18 protein-coding genes are annotated in these 25,370 nt (G+C 71.5%); 15 read left to right on the top strand and 3 right to left on the bottom strand.

What is annotated here, in order from left to right:
• Positions 1-19: 19 nt before the first annotated feature.
• Entirely contained in the window at positions 20-1,642 is a 1,623-nt protein-coding gene (locus tag JYA75_RS27150) for an AMP-binding protein (protein ID WP_065923006.1), read from the bottom strand.
• A 164-nt stretch (positions 1,643-1,806) separates the two neighbouring features.
• Here JYA75_RS27150 and JYA75_RS27145 point away from each other — a divergent pair, with 164 nt between their 5' ends.
• From JYA75_RS27145 to JYA75_RS27080, 15 genes are all read left to right on the top strand, one after another.
• Positions 1,807-2,667 carry a LuxR C-terminal-related transcriptional regulator gene (locus tag JYA75_RS27145; protein ID WP_065923005.1) on the top strand — a complete coding sequence of 287 codons (861 nt, stop codon included), beginning with the start codon at positions 1,807-1,809 and terminating at the stop codon, positions 2,665-2,667.
• Positions 2,668-2,853: 186 nt separating this feature from the next.
• On the top strand, positions 2,854-4,215 hold the full coding sequence (locus JYA75_RS27140) for an MFS transporter (RefSeq protein WP_065923004.1): 1,362 nt from the start codon (positions 2,854-2,856) through the stop codon (positions 4,213-4,215).
• A gap of 32 nt (positions 4,216-4,247) precedes the next feature.
• Positions 4,248-4,418, top strand: coding sequence for a hypothetical protein (locus tag JYA75_RS29005; RefSeq protein ID WP_232334113.1), 171 nt, complete (start codon positions 4,248-4,250; stop codon positions 4,416-4,418).
• A 78-nt stretch (positions 4,419-4,496) separates the two neighbouring features.
• Entirely contained in the window at positions 4,497-4,781 is a 285-nt protein-coding gene (locus tag JYA75_RS29000; RefSeq protein ID WP_065923003.1) for an amidohydrolase family protein, read from the top strand.
• Between the two features lie 68 nt (positions 4,782-4,849).
• Positions 4,850-5,830: a nitronate monooxygenase gene (locus tag JYA75_RS27130; RefSeq protein ID WP_203329548.1), complete on the top strand. Its 981-nt coding sequence runs from the start codon at positions 4,850-4,852 to the stop codon at positions 5,828-5,830.
• A gap of 272 nt (positions 5,831-6,102) precedes the next feature.
• Positions 6,103-7,119: an ABC transporter substrate-binding protein gene (locus tag JYA75_RS27125; protein ID WP_006931919.1), complete on the top strand. Its 1,017-nt coding sequence runs from the start codon at positions 6,103-6,105 to the stop codon at positions 7,117-7,119.
• A gap of 81 nt (positions 7,120-7,200) precedes the next feature.
• Positions 7,201-16,473 carry a non-ribosomal peptide synthetase gene (locus tag JYA75_RS27120; RefSeq protein WP_203329547.1) on the top strand — a complete coding sequence of 3,091 codons (9,273 nt, stop codon included), beginning with the start codon at positions 7,201-7,203 and terminating at the stop codon, positions 16,471-16,473.
• A 4-nt stretch (positions 16,474-16,477) separates the two neighbouring features.
• Positions 16,478-16,717, top strand: coding sequence for a phosphopantetheine-binding protein (locus JYA75_RS27115; RefSeq protein ID WP_006931923.1), 240 nt, complete (start codon positions 16,478-16,480; stop codon positions 16,715-16,717).
• A 7-nt stretch (positions 16,718-16,724) separates the two neighbouring features.
• Entirely contained in the window at positions 16,725-17,975 is a 1,251-nt protein-coding gene (gene entS / locus JYA75_RS27110) for an enterobactin transporter EntS (protein ID WP_029541337.1), read from the top strand.
• Between the two features lie 271 nt (positions 17,976-18,246).
• Positions 18,247-18,987 carry a class I SAM-dependent methyltransferase gene (locus JYA75_RS27105; RefSeq protein WP_006931926.1) on the top strand — a complete coding sequence of 247 codons (741 nt, stop codon included), beginning with the start codon at positions 18,247-18,249 and terminating at the stop codon, positions 18,985-18,987.
• A 110-nt stretch (positions 18,988-19,097) separates the two neighbouring features.
• Complete coding sequence (locus tag JYA75_RS27100; RefSeq protein ID WP_006931928.1) at positions 19,098-19,529, top strand: SRPBCC domain-containing protein; 432 nt, start codon at positions 19,098-19,100, stop codon at positions 19,527-19,529.
• On the top strand, positions 19,526-19,849 hold the full coding sequence (locus tag JYA75_RS27095; RefSeq protein ID WP_006931930.1) for a metalloregulator ArsR/SmtB family transcription factor: 324 nt from the start codon (positions 19,526-19,528) through the stop codon (positions 19,847-19,849). The genes JYA75_RS27100 and JYA75_RS27095 overlap by 4 nt, the downstream gene beginning before the upstream one ends.
• Positions 19,850-20,042: 193 nt before the next feature.
• Positions 20,043-21,608: an alpha/beta hydrolase gene (locus JYA75_RS27090; RefSeq protein WP_029541344.1), complete on the top strand. Its 1,566-nt coding sequence runs from the start codon at positions 20,043-20,045 to the stop codon at positions 21,606-21,608.
• A 184-nt stretch (positions 21,609-21,792) separates the two neighbouring features.
• Positions 21,793-22,014, top strand: coding sequence for a hypothetical protein (locus JYA75_RS27085; RefSeq protein WP_203329546.1), 222 nt, complete (start codon positions 21,793-21,795; stop codon positions 22,012-22,014).
• Between the two features lie 178 nt (positions 22,015-22,192).
• Positions 22,193-22,885, top strand: coding sequence for a GTP pyrophosphokinase family protein (locus tag JYA75_RS27080; protein ID WP_029541349.1), 693 nt, complete (start codon positions 22,193-22,195; stop codon positions 22,883-22,885).
• A 134-nt stretch (positions 22,886-23,019) separates the two neighbouring features.
• Here the strand turns inward: JYA75_RS27080 and JYA75_RS27075 are convergent, their stop codons facing one another.
• Complete coding sequence (locus JYA75_RS27075) at positions 23,020-23,850, bottom strand: siderophore-interacting protein (RefSeq protein ID WP_065922998.1); 831 nt, start codon at positions 23,848-23,850, stop codon at positions 23,020-23,022.
• Between the two features lie 29 nt (positions 23,851-23,879).
• On the bottom strand, positions 23,880-25,316 hold the full coding sequence (locus tag JYA75_RS27070) for an MFS transporter (RefSeq protein ID WP_203329545.1): 1,437 nt from the start codon (positions 25,314-25,316) through the stop codon (positions 23,880-23,882).
• Between the last annotated feature and the right edge of the window lie 54 nt (positions 25,317-25,370).

The raw sequence follows: 25,370 nt of genomic DNA, 5'->3' as shown, positions 1-25,370 counted from the left end.
GTGTCTCGTGGTGTGGGTTTCAGGCTTCGAGCCCGAGCATGTCGATGGCGTGTTCTCGCATTTCCACCTTGCGGATCTTCCCGGTCACGGTCATGGGGAACTGGTCGACGCAGTGCACGTACCGGGGGATCTTGTAGTGCGCGAGCCGGCCTCTGCAGAATTCGCGGAGCGCCGCCGCGTCCCAAGGTGCGGCACCGTCACGCAGCCGCAGCCACACCATCAGCTCCTCGCCGTACTTGGCGTCGGGCACCCCGATCACCTGGGCGTCGAGAACGTCCGGATGGGTGTAGAGGAACTCTTCGATCTCCCGCGGGTGGATGTTCTCGCCGCCGCGGATCACCATGTCCTTGATCCGCCCGGTGATGGCGACGAAGCCCGCTTCGTCCATCACCGCCAGGTCACCGGTGTGGATCCAGCCGTCGGCATCGACCGTCTCGGCGGTCTTGTCGGGCTGGTTCCAGTAGCCGAGCATCACCGAGTAGCCCCGGACGCACAGCTCCCCGGGTTGCCCGGAGGGCACGGTCTCACCGGTTGCCGGGTCGACGATCTCGAGTTCCACGTGCGGGTGGGCCCGCCCGACGGTGGAGACCCGTCGGTCCAGGGAGTCGTTCGCCCTGGTCTGGGCGGAGGCGGGGGACGTCTCGGTCATCCCGTAGGCGATGGCCATCTCGGGGGCCCATTGGGTGACCTGCTTCATCACTTCCACCGGGCACGGCGAACCGGCCATCGCCCCGGTGCGGATCGAGGACAGGTCGTAGGAGTCGAAGCCCGGGGCATCGAGCAGGCTGATGAACATCGTCGGCACCCCGTACAGGGACGTGCATCGCTCCTCGGCACACGCGCGCAGCGTCGCCACCGGGTCGAACGCCGGGGCCGGGATGACGACACACGCGCCGTGCGTGCTGGCCCCGAGGTTCCCCATGACCATGCCGAAGCAGTGGTAGAACGGCACCGGCACGCAGATCCGGTCCTGTTCGGTATAGCCGAGGAGTTCACCGACGAAGAACCCGTTGTTGAGGATGTTGCGGTGGGAGAGGGTCGCGCCCTTGGGAAAACCGGTGGTCCCCGAGGTGTACTGGATGTTGATCGGATCGTCGGGGGTCAACCCGTCCTGCACCTCGGCGAGCCGGTCCGGCGAGGCCTGAGCGCCCCGGCGCAGCAGCGCCGCCCACTCCTCGCCGCCCAGGTGGACCACCTTCTCGAGACTCCGGCACCGGGGCGAGACCTGCACGATCATCGCCGCGTAGTCCGAAGTCTTGAACGACGGGACCGCGAACATCAGCCGGATTCCCGACTGGGTGAGGACGTACTCGAGTTCGTGGGCGCGATAGGCGGGGTTGACGGTCACGAGGATCGCGCCGACCTTCGCCGTGGCGAACTGCACGATCGTCCATTCGGCGCAGTTCGGGGCCCAGATCCCGACCCGGTCACCGAGGGTGATTCCCTCCTCGAGCAGCGCTCGTGCCAGAGCGTCGACGTCGGCCCGAAGGTCGGCGTACGTCCACCGCCGCCCGGTAGGTACGTCGACCAGAGCCTCGCGGTCGGGAAACCTCGCGACGGTCCGGTCGAAGTTGTCACCGATCGTCATCTCGAGCAGTGGCTGCTCGGCCGGACCGACGGTGTGGCTCAACCTGGTGTTCATGTGTGTTCCTCCGTTCTCGAGGAGGAATATGGCCTGGGAGAGGACCGGTGCGGGACCCCCGAAGGTAGGTCCGGCGGCCCGGCACCCACCTTCGGGGGTACGACGTTGCCACGGTGTGACGGCACTCACTAGCTTCAATGGCAGATGCGTAGTTGGAGGCCCACATGATCACGTCATTCGAATCAGGTACGCCGGTCGAACGGCGCATCCTCGCGCGCTCGCTGGAGACTCTCCGCAAGCACGCCGGAATGGACATGGTGTTCGGCGGGCCGGTGCAGCACGGCGCCGTGGCGATGGAGATCACCGACCTGACCGGCGTCCGCACCCGCTCGGCGGTGAACCTGGTGGTCCGCAACGGTGAGGGACTCGGCGGAAAGGCGCTGATGCTCGCCCGCCCGGTCTCGGTGGCCGACTACTTCTCGGCCCAGGGCATCACCCACGTGTACGACCACGCCGTGCGCCCGGAGGCGATCGAAACCCTGGCCGCCTTACCGATCATCGTCGACCGGATACCTCGCATCCTCATCTACCTGGCGGCCCGTACCCACGTGCGCCTGGGCGACCGCTGGTTCGACAGCTTCACCCCACTCGTCCGGCGACTCGAGCGCGACATCGCCGTCGAGGACGAGGTAGGGCGGCGTCTCAGCTTGATGCGGACCGATATCCAGGCCGACCGGCCGGCGCTCAGCCGCGCCGACCTGCACGACATCGCTCAGGAACTGGCGGACCTGGCCGGGCAGATCGAGGACGACGTCCTGCGTGCCCGGATCGAGGCGGTCGGGAACCGGTTCGCGCCCGTGCTGACGCCGGCTGCATCGCAGGAACCACCCACTGTGCTGCGGCCCCGCGAGATCGACGTGCTCGAACACGTTGCGCGGGGTCTGAGCAACCGGGAGATCGCCGAGACCCTCGGCCTGTTGCCCAACACGGTCAAGTCCTACCTCAAGAGCGCCATGCGCAAGCTGCACGCGAGCAACCGCGTGCAGGCGATCCTCGCCGCCCGCGAGCGCGGCCTCATCCGCTGACCCCTCTCCGCCCGCAGCCCCGCACCTCCAGCGGACATTCCCTGCCCACGACGTACCCACGAAAGCAGCTACCCGGCAACACAACCCACTTTGGGGGGTGTAGCGGTCGGTGTAACGGCGCTCACACTGCTCGTCGTACCCCAGCCCCTCCGCCAGCCGGACGGGCCCACCGAGCAGGAGATCACGATGTCCCGAACCGTCGACACGGTGACGAGCCCACCGACCACCCCGATGCGCCGCGTCGCCATTGCAAGCTGCACCGGCACCACCATCGAGTTCTACGACTTCTTCATCTATGGCACCGCGGCAGCGCTGGTCTTCCCGAAGGTCTTCTTCCCCGCCCTCGGTACCGCCGCCGGCACCGTCGCCTCCTTCGCCACCTTCGCCGTCGCGTTCGTCGCCCGCCCCCTCGGAGCCGCGATCTTCGGCCACTTCGGCGACCGGATCGGCCGCAAGAAAACGCTGGTCAGCACCCTGCTGCTGATGGGTATCAGCACCGTGCTCATCGGACTGCTCCCCGGCGCCGCCACGATCGGCGTAGCCGCACCGCTCGCGCTGATCGCACTGCGGATCACGCAAGGCCTCGCCGTCGGCGGTGAATGGGCCGGGGCGACCCTGCTGGCCACCGAATACGCCCCCACCGACAAACGGGGCCTGTACGCGGTATTCCCACAGCTGGGACCGTCACTGGCCTTCGCGTTGTCCAACGGCACCTTCCTGGCGGTCAACCTCTTCGTCGGCGAGACCTCGCAGGCGTTCCTCGACTACGGCTGGCGAATCCCCTTCATCGCCAGTGCCCTCCTCGTGCTGATCGGCCTCTACGTCCGGCTCGCGGTCGAGGAAACACCGATGTTCGCCCGGCGATCCACCCAGGCCCGCCGCGCCGGCGCCGGACCCCTCCTCGGAGTCTTCAAGAATCAGCCCCGTGAGCTGCTCCTCGCCGCCGGATCCTTGGCGATGATGTTCGCGTTCTTCTACATCGGCACCGCCTACCTCACCTCGTACGCCACTGCCACCCTCGGCCTGAGCCGCACCACAGTGCTCTCCCTCGGCCTCCTCGCCGCCGCCGTCTTCTGTGCCGCGATCATCCTGTCCGCCATCCACTCCGACCGCATCGGCCGCCGAAAAATGGTGCTCGCCTCCTGTCTCGTGGCCATCCCCGGAGGACTGGTGCTCTTCCCCCTCCTCGACACCGGCTCCCCGGTCGCGTTCCTCGCCGGCCTGGCCCTCACCCTGGCCATCATGGGCGTCTCCTACGGGCCCGCGGGCGCACTGCTGCCGGAGATGTTCCACACCGAGTACCGCTACACGGGCGCCGGCATGGCCTACGCCATCGCCGGGGTCATCGGCGGCGGCACCGCTCCCATGCTGGCCGCGCACCTCACCTCCCAGTACGGCAGCGCCGCCGTCGGGTGGATGCTCGCGGGCTTCGGTCTCCTGAGTCTGTTCTGCGCACTCATGCTGCCCGAAACCCGGCACCGCGACATGGAAGAGACCGGAACCGACGAGGACAGCCGAGCGGCCCACCCCGTTCCCGAAACCGCCTGATCCGACACCACCGACACGAGAAAGGGAAAACGATGACAGACACGATCGATGCCTGGATGCAGCACCCGACCCAGCGATGGCTGGACATGCCCTTCCTGGACTCCCTGCGCCGCTGGTCGAAGGGAACCATCCCCGAGGCCGAACCGCCGGTGTTGTGGACCCTCGACCGCATGGACGAAGCGGGCGTCGAACTGGCATGTTGAGCGCCCGGTACGCCCCGGCGGGACCGCTGATCAGCAACGACAAGGTCGGCGACATCGTCGAACGTCACCCGGGTCATCGTGGGTCACATCGGCGTGCCATGGACACATGAAGCCATTTCACTGGCCACGAAGTACCCGAACGTCTACATCGACACCTCCGCATACAAGACCTCCCGCTATCCGGCGGAGATCGTCGACTACCTCCGCGGACACGGCCGGCACAAGGTGCTCTTCGGTTCCAACCACCTCGCCTGGCCGGCACCCGACTGCCTGTCCGGGTTGGACAAACTCGAGTTCGACGAGAAGACCCGTACGGCGTTCCTGCGCGAGAACGCGATTCGCGCATTCAATCTCCCGTTCTGACCGAAGCAGACATCGCTGAGCAGTCCGGTCATCCGCCAATCGGCGGTCAACCCACACCGAGGAAGCATTTGTTCACCAATATCTTCACCGAGACCTTCGGGATCGAGCACCCCATCGTGTGCGGCGGCATGACCGCCGTCGGCACCGCGGACCTGATCAGCGCGGTGGCCAACGCCGGAGGACTCGGGTTCCTCACCGCCCTGACCCAACCCACCCCTGAGGCGCTGGTCAAGGAGATCGCCCGCTGCCGCGACCTCACCGACAAGCCGTTCGGCGTCAACCTGACGATCCTCCCGACCATCCGGCCGGTGCCCTACGACGAGTACCGGGACGCCATCGTCGACAGCGGCATCACCATCGTCGAAACCGCAGGCGGCAACCCGCGACCGCACCTACCTGCGTTCAAGGCCGCCGGTGTGAAGGTGATCCACAAGGCGGTCTCGGTGAGGCACGCCCTCAAAGCCGAACAACTCGGCGTCGACGCGATCAGCATCGACGGCTTCGAGTGCGCAGGGCACCCCGGCGAGGACGACGTCCCCGGGCTCGTGCTGATCCCCGCCGCGGCCCGGGCACTGTCCATCCCGATCATCGCCAGCGGCGGAATCGCCACCGGCGCCGGTCTCGTCGCCGCCCTCGCGCTCGGCGCCTCCGCGGTGAACATGGGCACCCGTTTCATGGCGACCACCGAGGCACCCATCCACGACAACGTCAAACAGCAGATCGTCGACAACACCGAACGCGACACCGTCATCGTCTTCCGCGAGTTCCGCAACTCCGCCCGCGTCGCACGCAACTCGGTCTCCGAAGAAATCGCCACCATCTCACGCCGAACGGGTGCGACCTTCGACGACGTCGCCCACCTGGCCAGCGGTGCCCGTGGCCGCGAACAGGTGTACGGCAACGGCGACGTCGAAGGCGGACTCTGGTGGGCCAGCCAGGCCCAAGGCCTGATCCACGAGGTCGCCAGCTGTGAGGAAGTGCTCGGCTCGATACTCACCGAAGCCCGGCAGATCATCGCCGAGGAATTGCTCGGCCAGATCACCGGCTGAACCACCTTCACGATGGACCGAAGGGCGAGCGCGCCTTTCCGAAACTGCTACGAAGGCGCACGGACCGGCTACGGACCGTGCGCCTTCGTGGCCCCCTCATCCGGAGCGACGAAAGCTGTCCTCGCGTGCTGTCCCTCATGGGGCACGAGGATCGGCGCAGACAACTGTGCGCAGGACCGGGGACGTAGCGCTTGGCGCCCGCACCGAGTTCGGTTAGCCTAACCAATCAGGTCCGGGCGGGTGCCCGGCGAACAGACATGTGGGAGTAAGCGATGCGGGTTGAGGGACGGGGCCGGCTGCGCCGCGCAGCGGTGTTCGGCGCGACGGCGGTGCTGGCCGTGGGCCTGGTGGGGTGCGGCAGCGACGGTGGCTCCGGCGAGGAACCGGCCGCGGACGCCACGCGCACGTTCGAGGCGCAGAACGGGCCGATCGAGATCCCGTCCGACCCGCAGCGCATCGTCGCCTGCGGCTACGCGGTGCTACCGCTGCTCCAGGCCGACGCGAATCTCGCCGCCGCCTGCGAATGGACCCGCGAGCTCGACAACATGGACGCGGAGACCAAGGCCGCGTACGAGGCGCTGCCCAAGGTGGCGCCGGACGGGGCCGTGAGCGAACTCGACTACGAGGCCGTCGCCGCCGCCGCGCCCGACCTGATCATCATGGGCGTGCCCGCGCGCGTGCAGTCGCAGCTCGACACGGCCAAGCTCGAGGCCCTCGCTCCGGTGGTCTTCCTCGGCCTGACCAACCCCGGTGACTGGCGCGGCCTCGGTGAGCAGTACGCCGACGCCGCGAACGTGTCCGACGCCTACGGCGAGTACAAGGAGCAGTACGAGGCACGCGCCGCGGAGATCGCCGGGAAGTACCGCGGCACCCTCGGGAACCTGACCTTCGCCGGCGTCTGCAACGTGTGCGGCACCGAGCCCGGTGAGTTCTTCCGCGAGTACGCCTCGTCGTACACCACCAACCTGTTCGAGGACCTCGACCTGCAGTTCCCCGGTCAGCCCGCCAACCCCGAGGACGTGCACGGCGAGTACCTCTCCGTCGAGGAGATCGGCCGGAACCTCGGGAACGTCGACGTCATCGTCTACGGCGTCGAGGCCGACGGCTCGGTCTCGCCCGAGCTGCAGGAGCTGATGGCCTCCCCGCTGTGGCAGTCCCTGCCCGCCGTGCAGGCCGGAAATCTGGTTCCGGTCAAACATTCCCACGCCGCGACCTACGAGACCGCGCTGCTCGCACTCGATTCCATCGACGAGGCGCTCGCCGCGCTGCCCGCGAACCGGCAGCAGTAGCCCTCCCGGCACCCACGGCCCCCGCGTCCGGCGACCCGGGGGCCGTGTTCGTCGCACCTCGCACCCGTTCGTTAGGCAGATATGACCCGCACCTCCGCGCTCGAAGACATCGTTCCCCTCTCGCCGCTGCAGCAAGGCCTGCTATACCTCAGCACCGTCGCCGCGCCCGACGACACCGCCCGTGCCGCCGGAGCCGTCGAACCGGACGCCTACACCGTGCAGTCCGTGCTGCGCCTGACCGGGCGGGTGGACGAGGACACCCTGCGGACCTCCGCGCAGGCGCTGCTGGACCGGCACCCCGCCCTGCGCACGTGCTTCCGCCCCCGCAAGGACGGCCGCACCGCCGGCCTCGTCGTGCGCGGCACCGAAGCCCCCTGGCGCAGCGTCGATCTGACCGGTCTCGAGCCGGACGTCGCGGAGCGTCACCTCGCGGACCTGCTCGCCGAGGATCTACGCGACTGGTTCGACCTCACGCGGCCGCCGCTGATCCGCTGGCTGTTCGTGCGATTCGGGCCGGACGACGTGCGGCTCGTGCTCACCGCCCACCACATCGTCGTGGACGGCTGGTCCACCCCGATCCTGGTGCGCGAACTCCTCGAGATCTACGCCGCGGGCGGTGCCACCACCGGCCTGCTTCCGGTCCGGCCCTACCGCGACTACCTCGCGTGGCTCGGCAGGCAGGACCACGACGCCGCCCGCGCGTTGTGGCGCGAATCCCTCGACGGGCTCACCGAACCGAGCCTCGTCGCCCCGCCCGGCGCCACCCGGGCCACGACGCCGACCGCCGCCGTCGCCGTCGAGGTGCCGGCCGGACTCGGCGACCGGCTCACCGGCCTGGCCCGCGACGCCGGCGTCACCCTCAACACCGTCCTGCAGACCGGGTGGGCGCTGCTGCTGTCCGGGCTGCTCGGCCGCGACGACGTCGTCTTCGGCGCCACCGTCTCCGGGCGACCGCCGGAACTGGCCGGCGTCGAATCCATGGTCGGGTTGTTCATCAACACCGTGCCCGTGCGGGTGCGCCTGGATCCCCGCGCCACCGTCACCGAGCTGCTGCGGCGCGTGCAGCTGGCGCAGTCCCGCACCGTCGACCACCAGTACCTCGGCCTCGCCGAGGTACAGCGCGACGTGGGACTGGGGGAGCTGTTCGACACCCTCACCGTCTTCGAGAGCTATCCCGTGGACCGCGACGCGCTCGACCGTGCCCAGCGCGCCGGCGGGGTCACGATCGCCGCCGTCGAGGGCCGCGACGCCACCAACTATCCGCTCGTGCTCACCGCGGGCGTCGCCGACACCCTCGTCATGACCCTCGACTACCGGCCCGGCCTGTTCACCGCGGACGACGCCGCCGCCCTCGCCGGCCGCCTCGTCCACATCCTCGGTGCCCTCGCCGCCGCGCCGGACCGCCCGGCCGCCGCGCTGGACCTGCTCACCGGCACCGAACGCGGTCGCGTCCTCGGCACGTGGTCCGTCGCGCCGGCCGCGCCCTCGGACGGCACCGTCGCGGCGCTGCCCGCCTCGGCGGGTCCGGACACCCTCGCGGTGGTGTGCGGCGCCGAAGAGCGCACCTTCGCGGAGCTCGGGGCGAACTCGGCGCGGCTCGCGCGCCTGCTGATCGGGTTCGGTGTCGGACCCGACGTGCTCGTGGGCCTGGCTCTGCCACGCTCCGCCGCCACCGTGGAGGCCGTCCTCGCGGTGCTCGCCGCCGGGGGTGCCTACCTGCCGCTCGATCCGTCGTACCCGGCGGAGCGGTTGGCGCACATGGTCGCCGACGCCCGCCCCGGTGTCGTGCTCACCACCCGTGCCGTCGCCGACGAACTCGGAGCGACCCTCACCGGCAGCGGCGCGCGCCTCGTCGTGCTCGACGACCCGGACCTGCGCGCCCGGCTCGCCGCGCTGCCCGCCGCCGCGGTGGCCGACGCCGATCGTCTCCGCCCGCTCCGCCCCGGTCACGCCGCGTACGTCGTCTACACCTCCGGCTCCACCGGCCTCCCCAAGGGTGTCACCGTCACCCACGCCAATCTCACCGATCTCGTTGCCGCGCAGCGAGAGACGATCATGCGGTCGGCGTCCGGCACGTGGCGGGTGCTGCTGACCTACCCGTTCGCCTTCGACTCGGCCGTCGCCGCCCTGACCTGGCTGCTGTCCGGGCACACCCTGCACGTGCTGCCCGACGAGCACCGCACCGACACCGCGTTCGTCGTCGACTACGTGCGGACCCACCGCATCGATCATGTCGACTGCGTGCCCGTGCTGATGAGCGGACTGCTCGACGCCGGTCTGCTCGACGGTGACCGCCCCCGGCCCGCCAAGGTGACCGTCGGCGGCGAGGCAGTCGGATCGGCGCTGTGGCGGCGCCTCGGCGCCGCGGACGGCGTCGAGGCCTACAACTGCTACGGCCCCACCGAATGCACGGTCGACGCAACCTGCTCCCGTATCGCGGGAGACACCGTGACCATCGGCGGACCGACCCCCGGCACCCGGCTGTACGTGCTGGACCGGTGGCTGCGACCGGCACCGCCCGGCGTGGCCGGGGAACTGTACGTCGCCGGCGGGGGTGTCGCCCGCGGTTACCTGGGACAACCCGGCCGGACGGGGGAGCGGTTCGTCGCCGACCCGTTCACCGGCCGGGGCGAGCGGATGTACCGCACCGGCGACGTCGTGCGATGGTTGCCGGACCCGGTCGACACCGAACGCGGTGCCCTCGAATACGTGGGCCGCGACGACGACCAGGTCAAGATCCGCGGGTTCCGCGTCGAACTCGGCGAGATCGAGGCCGCGCTGGGTGCCGTGCCGGGGGTGCGTGCCGCCGTCGTCGTCGCGCACACCGACGCCCGCGACGTGCGCCGCCTGGTCGGCTACGTCACCGGAACGGCCGAGCCCGTGACCGTCCGCACCGCCGTCGCCGCCCACCTGCCCGAGTACCTGGTGCCCGCCGCGATCCTGCGGGTCCCGGAACTGCCGACCACCGCGAACGGCAAGGTGGACCGGAAGGCCCTGCCGGAGCCGGACTTCGGGGCGCTCGCCGGATCCGGTGCGCCACGCACCGCGACGGAGTCGGCGCTGTGCTCCGCGTTCGCGGAGGTCCTCGGCCTCGACCGCGTCGGCGTCGACGACGACTTCTTCACCCTCGGCGGCGATTCCATCGTCTCGATTCAACTGGTGTCCCGCGCTCGCGCCGCCGACGTCCGGATCACCGCGCGCCAGGTGTTCGAACTGCGCACCGTCGCCGCGCTCGCCGCGGCCTGCGAGTCCGACACCGGTGACGAGCAGCCGGCGCGGCCCGCCGGCGCGGCCACCGGCCCGGTGCCGCTCACCCCGATCGTGCGCGAAACCCTCGACCACGGAGGGGATCTGCGGCGCTTCGCGCAAGCCCGCCTGCTGATCGCTCCGCCCGGGCTCACCGAGGCGCACCTCGTCGCGGCCGTCGACGCACTGCTGCGCACCCATCCCATGCTCCGCTCGCGCCTGACCGTCGCCGGAGGCGACGCGGACTGGGTGGTGCCCGAGGGTATTCCGGACGCGGCGACGGCGGTGCGCCGGGTCTACGCGGCAGGTCTCGACGACGCGCGGTGGCGCGCCCTGTTCGAGGCCGAACGCGACCGCGCGCTGGCTGACCTCGACCCCGCGGCCGGGCAGATGATCCGCGTGGTGCTCCTCGACGCCGGCCCCGACGTGGCGGGCCGCGTGTTCGTCGCCGTGCACCACCTCGTCGTCGACGGTGTGTCGTGGCGGATTCTCGTGCCCGACCTCGCGGCCGCCGTCGATCGGGTGCGCCGCGGCGCCGCGCCGGACCTCGAGCCGGCCGGCACCTCCTTCCGGGACTGGGCGCTCGGGCTCACCGAAGCCGCCACGTCCGATCGCATTGCGCAGTCTCTGCCGCGCTGGCAGGAGATCGCCGAGACCACCGAACCGCCGCTGGGCGCCCGCCCGCTGGATCCGGCGCGCGACACCGTCGCCACCGCGCGGTCGCGCGAGGTGCGGGTACCCGTGGCGGTCACCGAGCAGATCCTCACCACCGTGCCCGCCGCGTACCGGGCGGGCGTCGCGGATGTGCTGCTCACCGCCCTCGCGCTGGCCGTGACGTCGGTGCGCGGCGGCGACGTGCTGCGCGTGCACCTCGAGGGCCACGGCCGCGCCGAGCACGCCGTGCCCGGCGCCGACCTCACCCGCACCGTCGGCTGGTTCACCACCCTGTACCCCGCCGTGCTCGACGTGTCCGGCATCGACCCGCACGAGGCCCTCGCCGGTACCGCGGCAGCCGGAACCGCTCTGGCCCAGGTCAAGGAGTCGCTGCGGGCCCTGCCCGACGACGGCCTCGGATTCGGGCTGCTGCGCCGGCTCGCTCCCGAAGGAACGCGGCACTTCCCGGGGTACCGGGCCCCCGACGTGATGTTCAACTACCTCGGCCGGATGACGCTCGGGGAGAACACAGGTCAGGCGTGGTCCGCCGCGCCGGAGGCGGGTGCCCTCGGCGGCGCCGTCGATCCCGGCACACCCCTCGACCACGTCCTCGACGTCAACGCCGTCACCGAGGACGGCCCCCGCGGCCCCGAGATCGTCTGCGAATTCACGGCGGCGGGCGTCCTCGACGAGGAGACCGTCGCCCTCGTCGCCGGCCGGTGGGTGGAGGCGCTCGCCGCGCTGGCCCGGCACGCCGGCACCCCCGGCGCCGGCGGACCCACCCCGTCGGACCTGACCTACCGGGGGCTGGCGCTGCCCGAACTCGCCTCGCTCACCACCGAACTCGGCCCGATCGACGACGTCGTACCGCTCACGCCGCTGCAGCGCGGCATGTTCTTCCTCGCCGGTCTCGACGACGGCACCGGCACCGACGTGTACTCGATGCAGACCGTCCTCGATCTGCGCGGCGACCTCGACCGGGACACGTTGCGGCGCAGCGTCGTCGCGCTGCTGGACCGGCACGCGACCCTGCGCACCGGATTCCGCACGACCGCAGCCGGTGACCCCGTCGGCGTCGTTCTCCGGGACCCCGGCCTGCGGTGGACGGACGTCGACCTCACACACGACCCCACCCCCGTGACCGAATGTCACACCGCTTCGGTCAGATCGACGCGATGTGACATTCGGCCCTTCGAGGAGCGCAGCGACGACCTCGTCGCCGCCGACCGCGCCACCCGGTTCGACGTCGCGGCCGCGCCGCTGGTGCGGTTCACCCTCGTGCGCCTCGCACCGGACCGGCACCGGCTGATCTTCGCCGCCCACCACCTGCTGCTCGACGGCTGGTCGTCGCCGCTGCTGATGCAGGAACTGTTCACCCTCTACGGCGCGGGCGCCGACCCGGCGTCGCTGCCCGGGGTCCGCCCGTTCACCGACTACCTTGCGTGGCTGGGCGACCGCGACACCGACGAGGGCTTGCGCCGCTGGACCGAGGCGCTCACCGGCGTCGAGGAACCCACGCTGCTTGCCCCGGCCGGCTCGTCGCTCGACGCCACGCTGCCCGCCGAACTCTCGGTGCCGGTGCCGGCCGGTCTGGCCGCGCGGCTGCAGCGCCGCTGCCGCGACCTCGGCGTCACCGTGAACACCGCGGTGCAGACCGCGTGGGCGGTTCTCCTCGGCGCCCGGCTCGACCGCACCGACGTGACCTTCGGCGCCGTCGTGTCCGGCCGCGTCCCGGACGTTCCCGGCGTCGAGACGATGATCGGCCTGTTCATCAACACCGTGCCCGTGCGCGTCGCGCTGCGCCCCGGCGAGCCCGCCGCCGAACTGCTCCGGCGCGTCCAGGACGAGCAGAACCGGCTCCTGGAGCACCAGTACGTCGGCCTCGCCGACATCCAGCGCGCCGTCGGCCTCGGCGAACTGTTCGACACCCTCATCGTGTTCGAGAGCTACCCGATCGACACCGACGCCCTCGCCCGCGCGCAGCGCTCCGGTGGTCTCGATGTCACTGACGTCCGCGGTCACGACGCCACCAACTTCCCGCTGGTGCTCGTCGCCGCACTCGACGACGAGCTCGCCCTCACCCTCGAGTACCAGCAGGCGTTGTTCACCGCCGCCGACGCCGGCGCACTCGGCCGGCAGCTCGTGGGCCTCCTCGACCAGCTCGCCGGGGAACAGTCGCTGCGCGTCGCCCAGCTCGACGTCCTCGGTCCGGCCGAGCGAGGGCGGCTGCCCGAACTCTCGTCGACCGCTCCGGCACCGTCGAACGGGCACCGCACCGTGGCCGACCTGCTCGCGGCGCAGATCGCCCGCACCCCGGACGCGGCGGCCGTCGTGTGCGGCGCCGTGCGGCTCACCTTCGCCCAGCTCGGCGCCGCGTCGGCACGTCTGGCACGACGGCTGATCGACGAGGGCGTCGGACCCGAGACGCTCGTGGGCCTGGCCCTGCCGCGCTCGGCGGACATGATGGTCGCGCTCTGCGCCGTGCACGCCGCCGGCGGCGCCTACGTGCCGATGGACCCGGCGTACCCCGCGGAACGCCTCGCGCACATGGTCGGCGACGCGCGGCCGCGGGTCGTGGTCACGAACGGTGCCGTGGCGCAGACGCTGCGACCGGTGCTCGGTGGGGTGCCGGTGCTCGACCTCGACGACGAGACGGTCCGTGCCGGCGTCGGGGCCCGCCCGGCCGCACCCGTCGCCGACCACGAGCGCACCGCACCGCTCCGACCGGAGCACCCCGTGTACGTCATCTACACGTCCGGCTCCACCGGGTTGCCGAAGGGCGTGGCGATCACCCACGCGAACCTGCTCAACCTGTTCGACAGCCACCGCGCCGACCTGTACGTGCCCACCGTGGCGGGGGCGGGCCGGACGAGCGTGGGCGTCGGGCACGCCTGGTCGTTCGGGTTCGACGCCTCGTGGCAGCCGATGCTGTGGCTGCTCGACGGCCACGCCGTGCACGTGTTCGACGAGGACACCCTGCGCGATCCCGAGGCGATGGTCGCGTACGTCGCCGAACACGAACTCGACTTCCTCGAGGTCACCCCGTCGTTCCTCGACCGCATGGTCGCCGCCGGGCTGTTCGACGGCGGACACCGGCCCGCCACGGTCGGGTTCGGGGGCGAGGCCGTCAACCCGGCGCTGTGGCGGCGGTTGCGGGAGCTGACCGACGGACGTGCGTTCAATCTCTACGGGCCCACCGAGTGCACCGTCGACTCGCTCGTCGGACAGGTCACCGACGCCGACACCCCGTGCCTGGGCCGGGCCGTGCACGGCGCCGCCGCCTACGTCCTCGACCGGATGCTGCGCCCCGTGCCGGTCGGCGTCGCGGGTGAGCTGTACGTCGCCGGATCCGGCGTGGCCCGCGGCTACCTCGGCCGCCCCGACCTGACCGGCACCCGCTTCCTGCCCGACCCGTTCGGTCCGCCGGGAACCCGCATGTACCGCACCGGCGACGTCGTGCGCCGGGCCCCGGCCGGCGACGGCCGTGTCACCCTCGAATTCCTCGGCCGCGGCGACGACCAGGTCAAGATCCGCGGCTTCCGGGTCGAGCTCGGCGAGGTCGAGGCGGCCCTGACCGCGGTGCGCGGGGTGCGCGACGCCGTCGCCGTCGCCCACACCGACGAACGCGGCGTGCGCCGGCTCGTCGGCTACGTCGTGCCCGACGGCGACGTGGACCCGGCCGTCGTGCGGGCCGTGCTCGCCGAGCGGCTCCCGGACTACATGGTGCCGGCCGCGGTGCTCGTGCTGGCCGCATTCCCCGTCACCGCCAACGGCAAGGTGGATCGGAAGGCGCTGCCGGAGCCGGACTTCGGGGCACTCGTCGGCTCGGGTGCGCCGCGCACCGAGCGGGAGGCGGTGCTGGCGGAGGTGGCCGCCGAGGTGCTCGGCCTCGACCGGGTGGGCATCGACGACGACTTCTTCGCACTCGGCGGTGACTCGATCGTCTCGATCCAGTTCGTCTCCCGCGCCCGGGCCGCCGGGCTCCGGCTCACGGCCCGGCAGGTGTTCGAGCTGCGCACCGTCGCGGCCCTGGCCGCGGTCGACGAGACGGACACGGCCCCGGCGGCGGTGCCCGCGGTCGCCGCGACGGGCGACGTGCCGATCACCCCGATCGTGTGGGAGGCCCTCGCGTGGGGCGGCGACCTCGCGCGGTTCTCGCAGGCGCGGTTGCTCGTCGCGCCCGTCGGCCTCACCGTGGACACGCTCGGGAAGGCCATCGCGGCGCTGCTCGACACCCATCCGATGCTGCGGTCCCGGTTCGCCGTCGCCGGGGGCCGACCCCGCTGGACCGTCCCCGAGACCGCACCGGGCATCGAGACCCTGGTGCGCCGCGTCGAGGTCGGTGAGGTCGACGACGAGCAGTGGGCGGATCGGTTCGCTGCCGAACGCGAAATCGACTACAGGGCACTCGATCCGGAATCCGGAGTGATGGTGCAGGCGATCTTGTTCGACTTCGGGCCGCACCGCCCCGGCCGCGTGTTCGTCGCCGTGCACCACCTGGTGATCGACGGTGTGTCGTGGCGCATCCTCGTGCCCGACCTCGCCGACGCCGTCGAACAGGCCGGACGCGGCGAGACCGTCGCGCTGACGTCACCCGGCACGTCCTTCCGGGCGTGGGCGACCGGCCTCGCCGAGGCCGCGCGCTCCGAGCGGATCAGGGCCTCGCTGCCCGCCTGGCAACCCGCGGTCGACGCGGTCGAACCACCCCTCGGCGTCCGGGCCCTCGACCCGGCACGCGACACGGTCTCGGCGCTGCGCTCGACGCACGTGCGGGTTCCCGTGCCGGTCACCGAGGACGTCCTCGCCTCCGGGGCCGTGAACGACGCGCTGCTCGCGGCGCTCGCCGTGGCGGTCGCCTCGGTCCGCGGCGGCGACGTCGTGCGCGTCGAACTCGAGGGTCACGGCCGCGAGGAACAGGTCGTGCCCGGAGCCGACGTCGCGCGCACCGTCGGGTGGTTCACGTCGATGTTCCCGGTCGCGCTGAACCTGGCCGGTATCGACCCCGAGGACGCCCTGACCGGCGCGGCCGCCGCGCGCGAGGCCCGCGCGCGAGTCGCGCACGCGCTGAACGCCGTGCCCGACAACGGCATCGGCTTCGGACTACTGCACCGCCTCGCGCCCGACCACGTCTTCGACCGCTATCGGCGGCCCCAGGTGGTGTTCAACTACCTCGGCCGGATGACGCTCGGCGAGGACACCGGCGCCCCGTGGTCGGGCGCACCCGAGGCCGTCGCGCTCGGCGGTTCCGTCGACCCGGCCACGCCGCTCGACCACGTCCTGCACGTCGACGCCGTCGTCGAGGACACCCCGGAGGGGCCCGTGCTCGACTGCGAATTCGCTGCGCCCGACGAGGTGCTCGACGAGCACACCGTCGCCGTCGTGGCCCGGCGCTGGGTCCAGGCCCTCACCGCGGCCGCCCGCATCCCCGCACCCGTTGCAACCGAGAAGGAGTGACCTCATGTCAGCACAGTCCGGCATCCTGGACCGCGAGACGATCCGCACCGATATCGCACGGCTCCTCGAGATCGAGGCCGACGAACTCGACCCCGCGCTCAGCCTCGTCGACCAGGGCCTCGACTCGGTGCGTCTGATGGCGCTCGTGGAGCAGTGGCGCGGCGCCGGCGCGGATGTCGACTTCGTCTCGCTGGCCACCGAACCGCGGCTCGAGGCGTGGTACGACCTGCTCGCCCCGCGGTGACCCGGCCGTGGCCCTGATCGACAAGCTGGTCCTCGACGTCGACCCCCTGCGCACCAGCCGCGAATTCCGCTACATCTTCACCGCCCGGGTCGTGTCGCTGTTCGGCCTCGGCTTCCTCGTCGTCGCCGTGCCGCTGCAGGTGTACCGGCTCACCGGGTCCACCGCGCAGGTCGCCGCCGTGTCGGCGGTGCTCGGCGTGACCACGTTCGCCGCCACGTTCGTCGGCGGGGTGCTCGCCGACCGCTACGATCGCCGGCGCGTCATCGCCGTCGCCCGGGGCACCGCGGGCGTGGCGTTCGCGGTGCTCGCACTCAACGCGTTTCTGCCCGACCCGAAGATGTGGGTCGTCTATGTGGCGGCCGTGATCGACGGCGCGTGCGGCGGCATCTCCGCGACCGCCCTCATGGCCGTCACCCCCAGCCTGCTGCCGCGGGAGAAGATGGCGGCGGCCGGTGCGCTCATGGCCCTCACCGGCGACCTGGGCGCGATGGTCGGACCCGCACTCGGCGGGGTCGTCATCGCCGCCGGCGGAGTCGGGGTGGCCTACGCTCTCGCGGCATTCACCACCGCCGTGACCACGTTCTGCATCACCCGGCTGCCGTCCCTGCCGCCGACGCACGTCGCCGACGAGTCGCCGCTGCGCTCGGTGCTCAGCGGCTTCCGCTACGCGTCGGGGAACCGTGTCATCGGCGGCGTGCTCGTCTGCGGATTCGTGACGATGCTGCTCGCCGGCTGGTCGGTGCTCGTCCCCGAGTACGCCACCGAGGTGCTCGGCGCGGGACCGTCGGTGGTGGGGCTGCTCTACACCGCCCCGGCCGTCGGCGCGGTGATCGGCTCGCTCACCAGCGGCTGGACCGGCCACCTCCGCCGATCCGGGCAGGTGGTCTTCCTGCTCATGGCCGTCTCCGCCGCTGGGCTCGTCGGGGCGGGCCTCACCGCGACCGTCGCGGTGGCGCTGCTGGGCCTGGCCGCGCACGGCTTCGGCGACGCGCTCACCGACATCGTCCGGTACGCGACGGTCCAGAAACACACCCCCGACGAGTACCGGGGGCGCATCGCCGCGGTGTGGGCGGCGCAGGTCACCGCCGGTGCCTCCGTCGGCGCGGTGGTCGCGGGCGCAGTGGCGGCGCTGGTGCCGATCTCGGCGGCGCTGCCCGCGTACGGTGCCGTCGGGCTGGTGATCACCGCGCTGCTGTGGGCCACCTTGCGCACGCTGCGCCGGCTCGACGAGGGGACCTCGCTCGAGCGCGTCGCCTGAGCCCGTCCTGCCGAACGCCGCTGCGCCGGCACCCGTGTGCGGGTGCCGGCGCGGGCCGGTTCCGCTCGGTCGAACACGATCACGCCGCGGATGTTCTTGCCGGCGTGCATGTCCTCGTATGCCTCGGCGACCTGGTCGAGGGTGTAGCGGGTGGTGATCAGCGCGCATACCCCCGAGATCGTGAGCTACGCGGTCCGAAGGCTCGCACCGGCGTGAGACCCGCCTCGTCGTACCGCTGTTTCCGGACTCCGGCGAGGGGAATCCCGACGGCATGTCCACCAACGAACCGTTCGTGCCGTTCGAGCGCACGCCCGGAGAAGAGATCGATGCTGCGCACCCCTCTGCACGCTGGATGACGAGTGACGCAGCGCAGGCCCGGGACTACGACACCTGGTTCGCCAGCCCGTGGGGCGCCCACGCCTGGGCCGTGGAGCGTGGCGCGATCGATGTGGCCCTGCCGGAGGTGGCAGGCCGCACCGTGGTCGAGATCGGCTGCGGGACCGGACGGCTCGTGTGCCATCTTGTTCACCGTGGTGCCCGTGTGCTCGGTGTGGACCTGTCGGCGGGCATGCTGGCCGTCGCGGCCGGCCGGGCACCCGGCCGGGTCGTGCGCGCCGACGCCGCCCGCCTGCCGGTGCCGGACGCTGCGGCCGACGCGGCCGTCACCGTCGCGACCCTCGAGTTCACCGACGCCGCGGCGGTGCTCACCGAGATGGCTCGCATCACTCGTCCGGGCGGGCGCATCGTCGCACTCACCCTGAACCCGACCAGCCCTTGGGGGTGGCTCGATCGGCCCACCCGCCGAGCGCCGTACTCGGACGGACGCTTTGTCACGCGGCGAGAGCTGCGCCGTCTGGGCGCTCGACACGGCCGAGCCCGGGTGCAGGGCCGGTTGTTCACCGCGGCGCATCCGCGGTTCGGGCACCGGCTCGAGCCGCCGGCGGCCCTGATCGGCCGGATCGTCCCGCAGTTCGGTGCCGTCCAGGTGCTGGTCGTCGACCGGATGCGATGAGAGGTGAGTCGCCGTCGCGACGAACATATTTCTGCAACTGGGGGGTTGCAGCCGAGGAAGAAAGGTGCAACCCTGGAGTTGCACAACCCCTACCCGAACTGGAGGCGATCATGGCCCCGCTCGACATCACCCGCACCATCGACATCGCGGCACCGGCCACCAAGGTGTGGTCCGCCCTGACCGAACCCGCACTGATCGCGCAATGGTTCGGCGACAGAATCGAATTCGACGCATCGCCCGGCGGTACCGGCACGTTCGGCTGGACGGGCCACGACGCCGGACCCTTCCGGGTGCTGGTCGAACACGTGGACGAGCCGAAGACACTGATCTACCGCTGGGCACGCGACGCGAATGTGGACCCGGTACCGGGCAACTCCACGGTCGTGCGGTTCGACCTGGCCGAGATCGACGGCGGCACCCGGTTGACGATGGTGGAGACCGGCTTCGAGGAACTCGTCGACCCGCAGTCGGCCCACGACGGCAATGTCGACGGCTGGCGTGCCGAACTCGGCGATCTGGTGGAGTTCCTGGAATCCCGGTGAACGATGTGCCGAAGGGCGTTCCAGCGGTGCTCGCGGTACTGGCCGACGAGACCCGCTGGAACATCCTCACCGCGATCGGCGCCGAGGACCTGTCCGCCAGTGCGCTCGCGGGGCGGCTGCCGGTCAGTCGTCAGGCGATCGCCAAGCACCTGACCGTGCTGGCCGACGCCGGGCTCGTGGAGTCGGTTCGGGTCGGACGGGAGATCCGCTACCGGGCGGTCGGTGCCCGGCTCGGCGAACTGGCCGGCGAGCTGGAATCGATCGGACGGCAGTGGGACCGCCGGCTCGAAGCGATCAAGCGCATCGCCGAACGTCCCTAGCTGCACGGGCGGCCGGAGCGCGGCGAGGCCCGAGCGGCGACGCGCTCGGCGAGGAGGGTGGAGCGCCGTCCCGAGGGGTTGTCCATCGACACCCTCGGGGTGGTGGTGCCGGTCGCCGCCGGCACCGACCCTGTAGTGGTCCGAGGAGAGATTCGCCTCTCCGATCGAGTACCACTGGAGGGCAGGTCGATTCATGGCGGCGAGTGGAGAGCGCAGGACCCGGGACCGGGTCCTGCGGTTCGTGACCGCAACGGGAGCGGCGACGGCACTGATCGTGGGCGGGTTCACGTCTCCGGTCGGCGCGGCCGGCTTCGCCTCGGCGGCGGGGGAGATCCCGCCGGGCCTCGAGCCCTTCTACACCCAGCAGCTCCAGTGGGGCTCGTGCGACGGCTACAGCACCGACGGATCGGACCTGGCCGGGGCCGGGCTCGAGTGCGCGCGGGTGACCGTGCCGATCGATTACGAGAACCCCCAGGGCGATACCGCGCAGATCGCCCTGTCCCGATCACGGTCGACGGGGGAGAAGGTCGGGTCGCTGCTCGTCAACCCGGGTGGACCGGGAGCGTCCGGCCTCGGGATGGCCGTCGTCGGCGCCGGCACCGAGCTCGCCGAGCGGTTCGACGTCGTCGGATTCGACCCGCGCGGCATCGGTGCGTCGACACCGCAGATCGACTGCCTGACGCCCGAGGAGACCGACGCGTGGCGGCAGGACCCCGCGGTGGACATGACCCCCGAGGGGATCGCCCGGGCGGAGCAGAACCGCCGGGAGTACGCGGCGCGCTGCGCCGAACGCACGGGCACCGACGTGCTGGCGCACGTGGGCACCCGCGACGTGGTGCGGGACATGGACGTCATCCGGGCCGTTCTCGGCGACCCGAAGCTGAACTACCTCGGCTACTCCTACGGAACCCGGCTCGGTTCGGCCTACGCGGAGGCGTTTCCCGGCAACGTGCGGGCGATGGTGCTCGACGGGGCGCTCGATCCTCAGCAGGACCCGGTCGAGGAAGCGGTGCGGCAGGCCGCCGGTTTCCAGCAGGCCTTCGACGCATTCGCCACGGAGTGCGCGACCCGCGAGGACTGCCCCCTCGGCTCCGATCCCGCGGTCGCAGTCGAGCGGTTCCGCTCGCTGGTCGATCCCCTGATCGATCGGCCGGCCGCGACGGAGGATCCGCGGGGGCTGAGCTACGCGAACGCGATCAGCGGCGTCATCGCGACCCTGTACTCGCCGGAGGGCTGGGAATACCTGCGGGACGGGCTCGCCGAACTGGTGCAGGGCCGGGGCGACACACTGCTGGTGCTGTCCGACATGTACGAGGGCCGGTTCGCCGACGGTTCGTACTCGAACTCTGCCGAGGCGATGGCGGCGGTGCGGTGCGTCGACGACGCCGCCGTGACCGACCCCGCCGTGGCCGGTGAACTCGACACCCGGTCCCGGCAGGCGGCCCCGTTCCTCGACGACGGCCGCGGCACCGGCAACGCGCCGCTCGGTGCGTGCGCCTTCTGGCCCGTGCCGCCGACGGGAGATCGGCACGCCGTGGAGGTCGACGGTCTGCCCCCGATCGTCGTGGTCTCCACCACCGAGGATCCGGCGACGCCGTATCAGGCGGGTGTGGACCTGGCGAAGCAACTGGACGCGGTGCTCGTCACGTACCGCGGAACCCAGCACGGCGTGGTGCTGAGCGGCCAGTGGTGCGTCGACCTGCCCGTCGCGCGTTACCTCGTCGATCTGGCTGTGCCGGAGGGGGATACGACATGCTGAGCCGGACCGGAGCCGATCCGTCGTGACAGACGTTCGGGGCGCCCGCGGTGGTCACCGCGGGCGCCCCGCGAATTCGGAGCCGAACGGCAGGGTTTCCCAAGGCTGCTGCCAGCTGCGCGGGTCAGTGTGGAGTCGTCCAACGGGCGGGGAACCACCTCGCCCCCGACGAGAGGACTGCGAAGTCGTGAAGGTTCTGAACACGAAGCTGGGCAAGGTCGCGGCGACGGGGACGATCGCGTTGGCCGCAGTGGGCGCCGGCGCCGGCGTCGCGAGCGCCGCACCCGGTTCGTCCCCGGTTCAGCAGCAGCCGGCGCCGCAGCACCAGCCGGCCCCGCAGCATCAGCAGCCCGGGCCGCAGGGGCACGGGTTCTGGCTGTTCGACCAGTCGGTGCCGCTGCCGTGGTGACGACTGCGCCCGTCCATCCCGGCTGAGGGTGCGCGGCGACCGTGCCGCTCCGGCGCGGTCGCCGCGTGCCGCCCTCACGCTCGTCACCGCGGCTCCGGGTCGGCGCCGGGCCGCACCCTCGGCCGACCTGGCAGACTCGATCGGGAAGGCGATGAGGAGACAGACGGTGACGGAAACGGTGGACGGCGCTGACGACGTGCAGCTGAGGCAACCACGAGTCGAGCCGGCGCAGCTCAACCTGGACCCGCCGCAGATCGCGCTCCAACGGGAGTTCCGCCGCGTCCTGATGGTCTACAAGTTCGGTATCGACGAGATGATGACCAAGATCAACATCCTCCGGGAGGAGTTCGGCTTCACCCACGACCACAACCCGATCGAGCACGTCAAGTCGCGGCTGAAGACACCGGAGTCGGTCGTCGAGAAGGCCGTCCGCAAGGACCTGCCGCTCACCCTCGACGCGATCCGCGAGAACATCTACGACATCGCCGGCATCCGCATCACCTGCAGTTTCATCTCCGACGTCTACCGGATCTTCGACTTGATCACCGGGCAGCGCGACGTCCGGGTCGTCCAGGTCAAGGACTACATCGCGCATCCGAAGCCCAACGGGTACCGGAGCCTGCACGCGATCGTCGAGGTCCCCGTGTTCATGTCCGACCGGGTGCAGCCGGTGTTCGTCGAACTGCAGATCCGCACGGTCGCGATGGACTTCTGGGCCAGTCTCGAACACAAGATCTTCTACAAGTACGACAAGGCGGTGCCCGTCGGACTGCTCGACGAACTCCGGGCAGCGGCCGCGACCGCCCGCGATCTCGACGTCCGGATGGAGGCCCTGCACGACCAGGTGCACGGGCCCGACTCGTCGCCCTGACCTCCTGCGGGGCGAGCGAATGTATCGCTCGCTACCGCTGAGGAGATGGACGATACATTCGCTCGGCCCGGGGCGGCCCGGGGCGGCCCGGGGCGGCCCCGAGGCGGCCCAAGGCGCGCGTCGCTCGGCCCGGCTCAGGCGTCGTGCTCGGTGAAGTCCCGGTCGTGATCCGTGGTACGGCCGTACCCGGTCTCGGTCATGCCGTGCCGCCAGTAGCCGATGACGAGGGTGGACCTGCGGTCGAAGCCCGCCTCGTTCCGCAGATACCTGCGCATCCGCAGCACAGTCGCGGATTCGGCCGAGACCCACGCGAACCGCTTCAATTCGCCGTCGGGGATCGGCACGGCGGTCGCCGCGTCGGCCAGGTGTGTGGTGGTGCCCGCGGGCGCCCCGTCGCGGTGCACCCAGCGGATCTCGATGTCGGCGGGGGAGCGCAGATCCTGCCGTTCACCCTCGTCGGCGACCTCGACGACGGCGGTGCCGCGGGCGCCCTCGGGTAGGCGTTCGAGCATGCGGCCGATCGCCGGCAGCGCCGTCTCGTCGCCGACGATCAGATACCAGTCGGCCGGGGGCGCGACGATCCCGCCGCCGCCGGCCGCCGCGATGCGGTCACCCGGACGGGCCCGCTCGGCCCAGGCGCTGGCCAGCCCTTCGTCGCCGTGCCGGACGAAGTCGATGTCCATCTCGGAGGCCGCGGGATCGAGCCGCCGCACGGTGTAGGTGCGGACCTGTGCCTTGAGCGTGGGGTCGGGCCACTCGAGGCGACGGCCGCCGGTGTTGACCGGCAGGTCGAGGTCGCCGTTCTCCCGCGGGAAGATCAGTTTGATGTTGGGCACGCGGGTCGGGTCGCTCGCGTAGACCTCGACCCCGCGGCCGGCGAACGTGACGCGGCGCATGCGGGGGGTGATGTCCTCGACCTTCGCGACTTCGATGACGCTGGGCAGCAGCCCGTCTTCGTTCGACATGACCCACACCTTAGGTGAGCCTTTCCAACCTAAGGGGTGCCGGGTGGTTCGGCGGGCCGGTTCGGCATCGTCGCGGCCGTCACCGCCAGGCTCACCGCGGCCACGAGAAGGGCGACGAACACCGGAGCCACCGCGTCGGCGAGCCGCTCCGGCTCCAAGGGGCCCGACCCGGCGACCCCGTCCGCGGCCAGCGCCGAGTTCGCCAGCGCGCCGAACACCGCGACCCCGACGGCGCTGCCGATCGATCGGGCGAACGAATACGCCCCCGTCACCACGCCCCGCTCGGCCCACGTCACGCTCGACTGCGCCGAGATCAGCGCCGGGCTCGCGATCAGGCCCATCCCGAGACCGACCAGCACGCAGCACACCGCGACGTGCCACACCGGCGATTGCTCGTCGAGCAGCGTCAGCAGACCCGTGCCGGCCAGCACCGGCACGGACCCGATCATCGCGGTGTTGCGGAACCCGATCCGCAGGTAGAACCAGCCGGAACGAGCCGCCGCGAGCGGCCAGCCGATCGTCATCGTCGACAGGGTGAATCCCGCGACCAGTGCCGTGGTGCCCAGTGACCCCTGCACGAACGCGGGCACGTAGGAGGTCAGCCCCAGCACCACGGCGCCGACGAGGGCAGCGACCGCGCTGCTGGTCAGCACCACACGACGGGCGAACACCCACGGCGGCAGGATCGGCTCCGGCGCCCGCCGCTCGACCCACACGAACAGCAGCAACAGCGTCGTGCCGGCCGCGAACACCCCGGCGCTCGGCGCCGATGCCCACGCCCACGCCTGCCCGCCCTCGAGCAGACCCAGGATCAGCAGACCCGAACCCGTGGCGAGCGTCGCGGCGCCGGCCAGGTCCACCCGCCGCCGGGCGGCCGGGGGCCGTGGCTCGGCGAACGCCCGCAGGAGCACCCCCGCGGCCAGCGCACACAGCGGCAGGTTGACCCAGAAGATCCACCGCCACGACACATAGTCGGAGAACACGCCGCCGACGGCGGGGCCGACGATCGCCGACATGCCCCACACGCTCGCGAGGTAGCCCTGCGCCTTTGCGCGCTCGGCGACGGTGTAGATGTCGCCGGCGATGGTCTGCGCCATCGGCAGCACGGCCCCCGCCCCGAGACCCTGCACCGCGCGGAAGGCGATCAGTGCCGGCATGCTCCACGCCAGCGCGCACAGCGCCGAGCCCAGCGCGAACAGCGCGATGCCGAACAGCAGCACGGGTTTGCGCCCGTACACGTCCGACACCTTGCCGTAGACCGGCACGAGCACGGCCTGCGTGAGCAGGTAGCTCGAGAACAGCCACGGGAACTGCGTGAAGCCGCCGAGGTCCGCGACGATGGTCGGGACGGCGGTGGCCAGGATGGTGCTCTCGAGTGCGACGAGCGCGGTGGCGAGCATCAGAGCCGCGAGAATCGGTCCGCGTTCCGAGCGCAGACCCACGTCGATCCGGGGTGCGGCCGACATCACGCTCCTGTTCGGGGTGGGGTTCCGGTCACGATCATTGTCATAGTGAACGAT

This window comes from Rhodococcus sp. PSBB066 (assembly GCF_017068255.1).
Lineage (GTDB): Bacteria > Actinomycetota > Actinomycetes > Mycobacteriales > Mycobacteriaceae > Rhodococcus > Rhodococcus aetherivorans.
This window is presented reverse-complemented; position numbering and strand designations above follow the sequence as displayed.